General features: G+C 60.5%; 11 protein-coding genes and 1 pseudogene. 4 read left to right on the top strand and 8 right to left on the bottom strand.

The annotated features are described in order from the left end of the window. Positions 1–505: 505 nt before the first annotated feature. The 8 genes and pseudogenes from ACFOYU_RS10630 to ACFOYU_RS10595 form a co-directional block, all read right to left on the bottom strand. The gene (locus tag ACFOYU_RS10630; RefSeq protein ID WP_377033503.1) at positions 506–1,510 is read right to left on the bottom strand and encodes a cytochrome d ubiquinol oxidase subunit II; all 1,005 of its coding nucleotides are present in this window, start codon (positions 1,508–1,510) and stop codon (positions 506–508) included. A gap of 12 nt (positions 1,511–1,522) precedes the next feature. Beyond that, complete coding sequence (locus tag ACFOYU_RS10625) at positions 1,523–2,896, bottom strand: cytochrome ubiquinol oxidase subunit I (protein ID WP_377033502.1); 1,374 nt, start codon at positions 2,894–2,896, stop codon at positions 1,523–1,525. A 2-nt stretch (positions 2,897–2,898) separates the two neighbouring features. Then, positions 2,899–3,483 carry a GbsR/MarR family transcriptional regulator gene (locus ACFOYU_RS10620; RefSeq protein ID WP_377033501.1) on the bottom strand — a complete coding sequence of 195 codons (585 nt, stop codon included), beginning with the start codon at positions 3,481–3,483 and terminating at the stop codon, positions 2,899–2,901. Between the two features lie 511 nt (positions 3,484–3,994). After that, positions 3,995–4,174, bottom strand: coding sequence for a hypothetical protein (locus ACFOYU_RS10615; protein ID WP_377033500.1), 180 nt, complete (start codon positions 4,172–4,174; stop codon positions 3,995–3,997). A gap of 484 nt (positions 4,175–4,658) precedes the next feature. Beyond that, complete coding sequence (locus tag ACFOYU_RS10610) at positions 4,659–5,222, bottom strand: peptidoglycan-binding protein (protein WP_377033499.1); 564 nt, start codon at positions 5,220–5,222, stop codon at positions 4,659–4,661. A 132-nt stretch (positions 5,223–5,354) separates the two neighbouring features. Continuing rightward, positions 5,355–5,795, bottom strand: coding sequence for an SH3 domain-containing protein (locus ACFOYU_RS10605; protein ID WP_377033504.1), 441 nt, complete (start codon positions 5,793–5,795; stop codon positions 5,355–5,357). Between the two features lie 115 nt (positions 5,796–5,910). Further along, the gene (locus ACFOYU_RS10600) at positions 5,911–6,411 is read right to left on the bottom strand and encodes an invasion associated locus B family protein (protein ID WP_377033498.1); all 501 of its coding nucleotides are present in this window, start codon (positions 6,409–6,411) and stop codon (positions 5,911–5,913) included. Positions 6,412–6,948: 537 nt separating this feature from the next. Then, positions 6,949–7,136, bottom strand: a pseudogene (locus ACFOYU_RS10595) (IS6 family transposase); the annotation flags it as partial. 239 nt (positions 7,137–7,375) lie between these two features. On the opposite strand from ACFOYU_RS10595, the gene ACFOYU_RS10590 reads away from it, so the two are divergent. The 4 genes from ACFOYU_RS10590 (at position 7,376) to ACFOYU_RS10575 (ending at position 8,960) form a co-directional block, all read left to right on the top strand. Continuing rightward, positions 7,376–7,729 (top strand): WGR domain-containing protein, encoded by a 354-nt coding sequence (locus tag ACFOYU_RS10590; RefSeq protein WP_377033497.1) that lies wholly within the window; start codon positions 7,376–7,378, stop codon positions 7,727–7,729. Position 7,730: 1 nt separating this feature from the next. Beyond that, positions 7,731–8,027 (top strand): DNA-directed RNA polymerase subunit alpha C-terminal domain-containing protein, encoded by a 297-nt coding sequence (locus ACFOYU_RS10585; RefSeq protein WP_377033496.1) that lies wholly within the window; start codon positions 7,731–7,733, stop codon positions 8,025–8,027. 26 nt (positions 8,028–8,053) lie between these two features. Then, the gene (locus ACFOYU_RS10580) at positions 8,054–8,323 is read left to right on the top strand and encodes a DUF6894 family protein (protein WP_377033495.1); all 270 of its coding nucleotides are present in this window, start codon (positions 8,054–8,056) and stop codon (positions 8,321–8,323) included. Between the two features lie 139 nt (positions 8,324–8,462). Further along, on the top strand, positions 8,463–8,960 hold the full coding sequence (locus ACFOYU_RS10575; RefSeq protein WP_377033494.1) for a cupin domain-containing protein: 498 nt from the start codon (positions 8,463–8,465) through the stop codon (positions 8,958–8,960). The last annotated feature ends 1,297 nt before the right edge of the window (positions 8,961–10,257 follow it).

Below are 10,257 nucleotides of genomic sequence, written 5' to 3'. Positions count from 1 at the left end.
CTCTCCAGCAGTGCCACGGCCTCTCGCTTAAACTCGGGTGTGAATTCGCGCCTCGTCTTCGTCATCAAACACCTTCCCGCTCCCACAGGAGCGTATCAGAGGTGTCCGTCAAAGCGAGGGAGGATCAGTCCCGGATCTGCTCGTGTGGTTCTTCAAGTGAGAAAAGTAACTCATGCTGAAGTTTCTCAGGGCTGCTGCAGGCACAGCAAGGCCGGACTGTGTCGGAGCCAAGGCGATCTCCACAAACTGGAGACCTCCATGCATGTGGTTGCTGTCACGCCCAGCTTACGAACGCGGCTTGCCGTTCAATCCATCGCCCGTTGGCGCTCTGACAGCGCCCACATAGTTCGAAAGCGGAGCAAAGTTGAGACGGGTGCCCGGAGCGCACGCGCCTTTACTTGGTCGTAACTCTAGCCCGGAGGCTGCCGTGCCAGGCCGGCGCAATCCGTCGCTCGGGAGCGAACCCGTCCGGCGGAGGACGTCACGGAGCCGCCGGTCGGACTTATCAATAGTAGCGCAGATCTGTGGCCTTGCCCCAGAAGACCCGATAGGCGAAGGCCGAGTACCCGGCGATGATCGGCAAGACTACCAGCGCACCGACAAACATGATCATGAGCGACTCCGGCGCCGCCGCCGCCTGCCAGACCGTCAGCCTGTCCGGCACCACATAAGGAAAGAAGCTGTAGGCGAGCCCATGGAAGCCGAGCAGGAAGATGCCGACTGCGCCCACGAACGGTAGCCAGCAGAAGCGGTCCGTCCGGGTCGGCAGGTGCCGCAGCACGACGAAGAGGATGGCAAAGACCGCCGCGGTCACGACCGGAATAGGCGCGAGCAGGATCAGGTTGGGCAGGCTGAGCCACTTGTCCCAGATCCGCTCTGAAACCAAGGGTGTCACAACCGATATGATGGTCATGCCGAGACCTGAGAGAAGAAGAGTTCCCTTGGCCCAGGAGACGGCCCGACACTGCAAGTCCCCTTCCGCCTTCATGATCAGCCATGTTGCCCCGATGAAGGCGTAGCCTGCGGCGAGGCAGACGGCCGTTAACAGGGCGAACGCCACGTTGGAAGCCGTGCGCTCGAAGCCAACGATGTAGAGGCCGAGCATGTATCCTTGGGTGAGAGCAGCCAGCCCCGACCCGGCAACGAAGGCGCGGTCCCACCACGTCTTGTGGCCGATGGTCGACTTGGCCCGGAACTCGAATGCCACCCCGCGCAGGATCAGACCGAGCAGCAGCCCTGCCACCGGCAGGTAAAGGTCACCGAGGATCATGCCGTGTGCTTGCGGGTAGGCCACTAGAAGCAGGCCAACCGCCAGCACGAGCCAGGTTTCGTTGGCATCCCAGAACGGGCCAATCGAGGCGATCATTCGGTCGCGCTGCGCGCCTCCGGCGGCGGCGCTGAGGATGCCGACGCCAAGATCATAGCCGTCGAGAACCACGTATAGGAGAATGGCCAGCCCCATCAGAACCGCGAAGGCAGCCGGCAGCCAGGTGGCGGGAGTAAGGTCCATTATGTTGATCCTTTAGGCGGTCGTTGCCACGGAGCCTCCGGCGACCATTGCACCCCCGGTGCGGACGGGTTCGCTGGACGCATGGTCGGCGGGCGAGGCCGACCGGCGGGCGAGATAGAAGATGGTTGCGATGTAGGCGGCCAGCAGAACCGCATAGAGCAGGAGGTAACCGACGAGGGTGGACGCGATCATTGGTGCCGGGACGGCGGAGGCAGCCTCCTTGGTGGTAATGATGCCGGTGACGAGCCACGGCTGGCGGCCGATCTCGGTCACGTACCAGCCTGACAAGGTCGCAATCCAGCCAGCGAATGTCATGGCGACAAGCACATAAGCCACCGGGCGCTCGACCTGGCCCTTACTACGCAACTGCCAGGTGGCGAGCCATGACACAACGAGCATGAGCATCCCGATCCCGACCATGATCCGGAAGGCGAAGAACACAGGCGCAACGGGTGGATGATGTGTGAAATCGTTGAGACCCTTGACCTCGCCGTTCCAGTCATGGGTGAGATAGAACGAGGCGATATTGGGGATCGCGAGTTCGAACGTGTTCGTCTTCGATGCTTCATCCGGGATTCCGAAGATCACCATTGGGGCGCCATTCTGCGTCTCCCAGTTACCTTCCATGGCGGCGATCTTGGCGGGCTGATGCTCCAGCGTATTGAGGCCGTGCATGTCGCCGACAAAGATCTGGGCTGGAATGAGCGCAGCGGCCAGGAAGACACCCGTGCGCAGGCCTGCCATGACCCCAGGCGAGCGATCACGACGCAGCCACTGGAAGGCCGAGATGCCCGCGACGAGAAATGCCACCGTCAGGCCTGAGGCCAATAGCATGTGGGTGAGGCGATACGGCATGGAGGGATTGAAGATAATGGCCCACCAATCGGTGGCATGGACGACACCATCCCGTAGTTCGAAGCCAGCGGGCGTCTGCATCCATGAGTTCAGCACCAGGATCCAGAACGCCGATATCGTGGTTCCTACGGCCACCAGCACCGTTGCGGCGGTGTGGACCCGGTTCGAAACTCGGGTCCATCCGAACAACATGATACCGAGGAAGGCAGCCTCCAGGAAGAACGCGGTGAGGATCTCATAGGCCAGCAGCGGGCCGGCGATGTTGCCGACCGTGTTCATAAATCCTGGCCAGTTGGTGCCGAACTGGAACGACATGGTGATGCCGGACACCACGCCGAGAGCGAAGCTGAGAGCGAAGATCTTCACCCAGAACTTGTAGACTTCCATCCAGGCGGCGTCGCCCGTGCGGTTGAAACGCAGCTTGAAGAACAACAGCACCCAGCCGAGCGCAATCGTGATGGTGGGAAAAAGGATGTGAAAGGAGATGTTCGCGGCGAACTGGATGCGAGCGAGGAGGAGAGGATCGTCCATATCTAGTGTTCCTTGAGGTCTTCGCGGCGGCTCTTCTTTGACCCCGGCACGACGAACAGACGGTCCTTCATCTCCAGGATCTTCTGCACCTTTGAGCCTAGGGTCAGGAGCTGGACGAGGCGCTCAGTATCGAGCCGCTGCACGTCGGCGTACCAGCCGGTCAGCAGCTCGAAGAGGTCGTGCATCTCGCGCATGCGGTCCTGGGCGTGGCGCTCCTCCACGCTTGCCGGTTCCTGCATGAGGACCTCACGCAATAGGGTTAGGGTCGGGTCGATCTCGCGTTTCTTGCGCTCCTCGACCAAGGTGCGGACGATCTGCCAGATGTCGTCCGGCGTCGAGAAGTAGTCGCGCCGATCCCCAGGCTTGTGCTGGAGCCGCACCAGGCTCCAGGCCTGAAGTTCCTTCAGGCCCATGCTGACGTTGGAGCGGGAAACGCCGAGCCGTTCGACGATGTCCTCAGCGTTCAACGGCTCATTGGAGACGAAGAGCAGGGCATAGATCTGGCCGACGGTCCGGTTGATGCCCCAGCGGGATCCCATCTCGCCGAAATGGAGAACAAACGTCTGGACCAGGGACGGAAGGTTCATGTCAATTCCAAAATTTCAGAAGTTTCTGAAATATCGGGTATAGCGGACTAGACCGCAAGCGGCGGGATGCCGCATCGCGTCACAATCAACAGCAGATTTGGTCCTGTTACAGGCAGGGCTGCTCGCAACACCCGGGCCGATTGGAACATCAGGCCACCTGCGCGGATGGCGCCAATCACGGAAACGTCCATTGCCCACTGGGAAGGAACGCTTCCCCCTGGTCGACTACGATCCGCGGAAGAGAGACGGATACACTGACGCAGATTGCCTAGGGAGCAGCAGGTGGCCAAGCCGTTGGCTACAGGCGTCTTGGGCGAAGCGCGCTCGCGCTCGGGCTCTTGGTGGAGTGACCCCGACCTAGGTGTCTTCGACGCCGCAGCGGGCGTGCTCGGACGTGATTAGGGGAGCTGGGCGGCGCTAGGATCGTCCGCGCCTCTGAGCACGTGAAGCCTTTCTCGCGCAGTTGCGGTTTGGCAAGTACCGTAACGCAATCTGGGCAGCCGATTCGTCCTCAGCCTGCCTTGGCCCTTGCCCCAGCGGACTGCTGCGCTGACGGCGCGATGTAGACGTCTCTGACTGTCTTGGGATCGAGCCTCGCAGCCTTCAGGAGATGGTCGCGCCATCGCATCTGGTCGTCCACCATGATGCTAGGCGCATCCGCCTCGGCGATGCATGCCGCCATTATGTTCAAGACGGGCTCTCAGCGCTCGACGGTGCTTGGGCTGGGCTTCTTTTGTTCTTTGTAGTTGGCCCGCAGCCCTGCAATGGTGGGGGTCGAGGCGCTGCGGTGGCGGGACGCGATGGCAGAGTGAGGGGGTCTTCGATATTTCGCGTCAAACCTCTAATATTATTGGAGCTTCGCGGCTCGCGGTGCAACCTAGGGAGCACCCATGCGGTGTCAGGGAAAGTGATTATCGAATTGCGCGCCATAGGCGGTGGTCCGGTGGGTAGTTGTGTCCGCCCGGGGGGCGGACAAGCCGGGCGGTAGGCGGCGTTCGATTCTAGCTTTGTCGGCTTGAATACCGCTCATGCTCCGGAGGAGCCGGTCAGCGGACTTCTAGGGAATCTCGCCGTACTTCGCTCCTAGACCCGTCCCGGAGGGAACAGGATCTCGGAATTCTCCTGACATCATTTGTACTCGCCTTCGTTGGAGCCCCTGCGAGAGCGCAGGTAACTTACTCCCGCCGCGCCGTCTGCTGATCCGGAGCGATAAGTCGACGCAATGTGGGCGGGTCCAGTTCACTTGTGACTGTCAGGCCCTGATCGTGCTGAAAGTCCTCGATCGCTTGGCGGGTGCTGGGCCCCAGGATGCCATCCCCCTGCAGCGGACCATAGCCCAGGTCTGACAGAGCCTTCTGTGCTGCAACGACCGCGCCAGAAGTTGCAGACCGGTCTGCGCCGGTTTGCTCGACCCTGGCGGCATTGAGACTCTTGACCATTTCGTCCCGTTCAGAGCGAACACGGGCAAGCTCTGCTTGCATCTGGTCACGGGTTTTCGTCAGTGTCTCCCGGTCCTTGCGCAATACGGCGATCTCGGCCTGCATCTGAGCTCGCTCGCTGAGCAGTTCTAGCTGCGTCTGATGGAGACTGGAGACTTGTGCCCGTAGATGCTCCTCGAACTCAGCCGCGGATCGCATTTTCAGAAGCAGGAGCCCCCAGCCAAGAGCAGCGGTGAGCGTGAGCGCGGCAGCGATGGCAATGTGGGAAAGGGGAGTTGCAAAAGACTGGGGTCGTTTCATCAATGCCTCTCTGTGTAATCAGGTGTCCGGAAGGCATCCCGCCCTGCTGACGGTCAGCCAGGATCGATTTCAACGAGCACACGCTGCTCTCACGGTCTCCAAACGAACCGGTGTCCGTTCGGTATCTCCTGGTCATCCTCCCAAGAGGCCCCAGAAGGCGTTCTCAATCGACCTACTTGCGATAATCTCATCGGGGTAGACCCCCCAGAGTCTGATCTGCCGCGCGTAACCATAAAGTTCGCGCCCCCGCACACCGACCGAGCACCACGTGCGATCGCACCAGTACAGATCAACAAGAACACGCGGCTTCAATCTTGCAATAACAGATGCCTCTTTTGTGGGTTCTGACTTAAGGTCAATGCTGTCTGTGTTCCACGGGCTTACGAGGGCCGTTCTATTTGCAGAAAGGAGAGCGGAGTGGACCCAACCATCGGAACCATCGCTGCCTCTGACCTGGCGCCAGTTTCCGAATTCAGCCATGACCTCGACGGGCAGAGCTCGCCTCCGGTAGATCCATCGGATTGGGTACTTGGTGCCGGGGCCGACCCGGACATTTGTCGGCGCTCTCTTCAGGGACGCGAACCGCGGAAGGAGTGAGGTTGCGTTGTCGGCTCAAGCCTGAGCCTCCTGAACACAGATCACGCCGAGGATCAGGAGCAGGGCGCAGGAGCAAAAACCTTTCATCGGCTCACGGGCAGGTTCTACGGGCCTTGCGCAGCGCTGCGGTAAAGCCCTTGAGCGAGAACCGGTAGTGAGTCTTGTTCCCGCGCCGCGAGACAGCTTCGACAGTCATCGTGCGTCCCTTTGACAGCACACGGGCAAACTCCGCTTCGCGGGCCGTTCCCTGCAGCCAAGCGTTATGGCCATACGGGATCATCGTGAACCGCTTTCCGTCGACAGAGACCCGAATGGCATTTGGAGAAAACTCATAGCCGGCCTGCATGCTGGCCTCAGTCCGTACTTTGCCGCGCTTGAGGCGGCGGACGGAGAAGCTAACTCTGCCGTGGTCGAGTTCGACAGGGGTCTTCGTCAGGGCGTCCGCATGGATATAACAGATGTTGGATTTATTCTCCTTGACCGACCAAGCACTCCATTCATCGTATGTTCCTAGCAGGCGCGGCGTTTGTGCTGCAGCGCAGGTGCTGGACGAAATGGCGACGAATGCAATGGCAATGCCTGTGGGCTTCATCTACGCGACGCTCGTTGCTGTTGGGTGAATGTGCCCGCAGACTTTCAGTTTGAGGTTACCTGAAGGTTAATAGGCCTGTATGGCGCCTGATCGAGCCGGCGGAGATGGCGAGTTCTCATGCGCAGTCAGCAGGTTGGCAGGTGCTCAAGAATTTGTGAGGGGTCCCCAGGGTGCGGAGCCCTGTCGCGAACCCCAGCCGCAACCCTGGTTACGCATGACGTGACCTCACACAGCCGTAATGTGGACTAGGGAGTGTGACGGTTGCAGTGAGGGCGCCGACGTCTCATCTGAATCGTATCCGGATCCGCACTAATCCCCTTGACCTCCCCGTATGCGGGTCCGCTACTTTCGAGACCACTTTCAATGACCCGGCCACCTGGTGTGTGCCGGGCTCTTTTTGCCGTGGCCAGCCGGGCCATTGGGCAGGGTATGGCGGTTGAACTGCGGCGTCGTCCGGGAACCGGGTACCATCCGCGCGTCCGCCACTAGATGAACGGGCTCTGTCGCGAATTTTGGTTGAGAACAGAAAGTGGGCTACTACATTCGCGGGCCCCACGCAGCAAGCCTCCCGACCTGCTTAGTGCGAGTGGGCTGCGGATTTCGGGCGTAGATCGCCTGCTGCTTGTGCATCATGTGGACCAGCTCGACCCGCCCAGGATCACACGAGCGCTGTTTATTGCCTTGAGCTCGAGCATCGGCCCGATCCGAATCGTGATGGCACGATGATACAGACAGTCTCGGCCATATTCTGGCAGTTTATGCTCAAGACGTTTGAAAAGCAGCTCAGCAAGAGAAAATGGGAGGCGAACGATGCTCGGTCGTAGAAGGAGCGAAAGACGAGCACGAGAAGACGCGCTTTCTGATCGACCAGCGGCTGGAGAACCTGTACAACTGGCTGAGCGATCTCAACCGGAACGCAGCACGAGATCCGTGACCATACGCGAACGCTACGGATCTGGCTTATTTGCCTAACTGCACTGGTCGCCATTCTGATCGAAAGGATCTGTTCGGGATCGTGCGTCTAGTCTGTAACTGGGGCCGGATCGGTGCGAGCGGGCAGGGGCTAGTCAAGATCTTCGCGACCGAGATCGAGGCCGGTGCGGCGCTGGAAGCAATCGCGGAGGCCAACCGGCAGTGGGGCTACTGGGACCTCCGAGGTGTGAACGGATTATTTATCATGATCGGACCAGGATGCGGCAACCGGATGCGTTGCTACCTGTCCGGTGCAGTGTGCTCAGACATGGCAATTGCCTTGGCCGAGGGTCAACCGACTCCCCTCGGTCAGGGCAGAGCCACAGGGCTTCGCCCGAAGAGATGAATTGCTGTCGGCACTGCGCCGAGTGATCCTTGACCTACCGCGCTGGAAGACCAGCCAGATGCTTGAGGACAAACCCACTCCCGGTCCAATTGACGGTCTGCGTCTGCCGCAACGCGCCTGGAAGGTGCTGCAGCAGGAAAACATCACCACCCTGGATAGACTCAGGGCGGTGGCGGACCGGATCGAGCGGTTCGACAACATCGGGCGTAAGACGGCAAAGGTCATCCGAGCCGAACTGACCCGCCTCAAATTTCGCGAAAGGCCGGGCCACTATCGAGGCCATATGACCAGGGGCTGACGCTGTCGCCGCCGTAGGGCTTTGCCATGACTCGTTTTCACTTCGACATCCGTGAGGGATCGAGGTTCGTTCCTGACCCGGGCGGTGAGGAGCTTGAAAGCTTAGAGGCTGCCAAGTGCCACGCGGTGGATCTGGCCGCTCAAATCGCAAGAGATCTGGCGCTGCGTCCGACCGGTCATGTGGTGATCATCGAGGTCTGCAACGAGCACAAGCAGCGGGTGCTGACCTTAACGGTTTCGCTCACCATTGAACGGCCGAATGCCGAGACCCAGCCTCATACCCCTTGGGGCGCATGAACTCCTTTATGGAAACAGCACAGGTAAGGTTGAGGGCCCTACCTGCACAATGAAGCTCTTGTGCGCGGTTCTGTCCGGTCATTGCCGTGAGACGCGACGGTCGGTATAAACCGTCGCGGTGAGGGCAGGGGTTTAGATAATGAAACAGACCGAAATGAAGATCCACTTCGGCGCGAAGACGCTCAGCGCGTCCTTGGCAGTGTGCGTTGCGATTGTGCTCAGCGACGTTACTGCGGTGGCCGAGGAAAAGCCGAGTGTTGTCACGACGATCAACGGAGAAACCCTGCCCGGTCAACTTCTGCCCCTGCAGGACGTGTCAACGATGATCGACACCATCGACGCCAATGGTAACCGGCTCGTGGTGACGAAGGGAATCCGGAAGGCTGGGACCCGAGTCGGTATTCACGTCCACAAGCACGGCGGGCATACCTGCGTGCTGTCGGGTGAGATCACCGGTTTCATGGAAGGCGCAAAACCTCACAAGTGGCCCGCCGGGACGTGTTACTACATGCCGCCAAACACCGCCATGGCAGCCGCCAATCTCGGCGAGGAGGATGCGACGCTCATCGATACGTTTAGCCTGCCGCCAGGTGAGCCGACGATCACCATCCTCGAGCCCGATTATCCGCCAACTTGAGGCTCACGTCCTGACGGAACGAGGATGCGGGGCGCTGACTATCAATCTATCTGGATACGCCATGAGGCCCAATTTTCGATAGGCCCCTTATGGAACAGGCACCGTCGCGTGGCTGTCCTCGTTTCGCGCCTCTGACAACCGTTAACGATGTGGCGCAAAACCCCGGCTCTCGATGCGCTCGCATGATCGACTTGGTACCATGACCTGCGCAAGGCTGCCCTAGCCATACGCAGCTCCCCCAGGGTTGGGGCATGGTGCGAGCCGGTCGGGTCTGCCCCCAACCGGCTCTTTTTTTCGTGTCGGGTGTCCCTGGCATGCCCGTGCGGAGCGCCACAAAGAAAACGCCCAGCCGTTCGAAACGGGGGCGTTCAAGGTCCGACCACAGGGGCAGAAGGGCCGAGAGTGCTTGTGTTGCCCGGGCTAGGCCGGTTTGTCTGCACGTATGGTTACGTCGTATTCTTCCGATGTAACCTCGCGCGCACGAGGTCTACCCTCTGCCTGTGCGTTTCATAGCGCCAATTATCGGAATAAGTTCTTGCGGTTTTTCCGTGTTGCGGCAGTCATTCCGGCGCCCCGAGCCGCGATGCAGTATAGGCCCAGAACAAACGGCTTTTTTGCCGCCTCTGCCGGCCCGCCCGAATGATAGCGACATCTTTTAGGATGTTTGGCGCAGAAACCGTCGCTTCGGTCCGGAACAACCCCCGGACCTAATGGTTGGGGTGCGGAGCTGACGCATTGTTGTTCCTCCCTCTGGACCTGCCCTCTCCTCGGCCACCGCCGGCGAGGGGGCTTTTTTGAGCGCCACCCGAGCGAACCGGTTGGGCGAACCTCTCACGGAACATCAACCTTGGCCGTTGGAGATGGACGTGCGGTCCGCGTCGACCCTTGTTATGCGGATCGCCCCCTTGTGTCGCCTCGTTCAGTCTCCGGCTGAGCGAGGCTTTTTTGGGCGGGTGAGGCTGAGAGGAAAAGGGACGCCGACCGGCCTTCTCTCCCACGCCCCGCACAGGCGACGTGAACGAAACCAGGGGCCAGTCGGCGCCGCGGCCACAAAAGGTATCCTGGGGGATCGTCATGGGAGAGGGCCGCAGACGCAAGCTGGGCCGCGATTGTGGCGGTGATGCGATCGGAAGGCTGGTTTTCCAAAGCGTGGACCGGCTCATCCGCTTGAGTGATCCTCCCTCGCTTTGACGGACACCTCTGATACGCTCCTGTGGGAGCGGGAAGGTGTTTGATGACGAAGACGAGGCGCGAATTCACACCCGAGTTTAAGCGAGAGGCCGTGGCACTGCTGGAG

This window comes from Microvirga sp. GCM10011540, from assembly GCF_042650665.1.
GTDB lineage: Bacteria > Pseudomonadota > Alphaproteobacteria > Rhizobiales > Beijerinckiaceae > Microvirga > Microvirga lenta.
The sequence above is the reverse complement of the archived record's forward strand: the minus strand, read 5'-3'. Positions and strand labels throughout refer to the sequence as shown.

Coding starts and splice junctions, on each gene's coding strand:
- ACFOYU_RS10630 (WP_377033503.1), bottom strand. CDS start 1,510: ATGGACCTTACTCCCGCCACCTGGCTGCCGGCTGCCTTCGCGGTTCTG.
- ACFOYU_RS10625 (WP_377033502.1), bottom strand. CDS start 2,896: ATGGACGATCCTCTCCTCCTCGCTCGCATCCAGTTCGCCGCGAACATC.
- ACFOYU_RS10620 (WP_377033501.1), bottom strand. CDS start 3,483: ATGAACCTTCCGTCCCTGGTCCAGACGTTTGTTCTCCATTTCGGCGAG.
- ACFOYU_RS10610 (WP_377033499.1), bottom strand. CDS start 5,222: ATGAAACGACCCCAGTCTTTTGCAACTCCCCTTTCCCACATTGCCATC.
- ACFOYU_RS10600 (WP_377033498.1), bottom strand. CDS start 6,411: ATGAAGCCCACAGGCATTGCCATTGCATTCGTCGCCATTTCGTCCAGC.
- ACFOYU_RS10580 (WP_377033495.1), top strand. CDS start 8,054: ATGACTCGTTTTCACTTCGACATCCGTGAGGGATCGAGGTTCGTTCCT.
- ACFOYU_RS10575 (WP_377033494.1), top strand. CDS start 8,463: ATGAAACAGACCGAAATGAAGATCCACTTCGGCGCGAAGACGCTCAGC.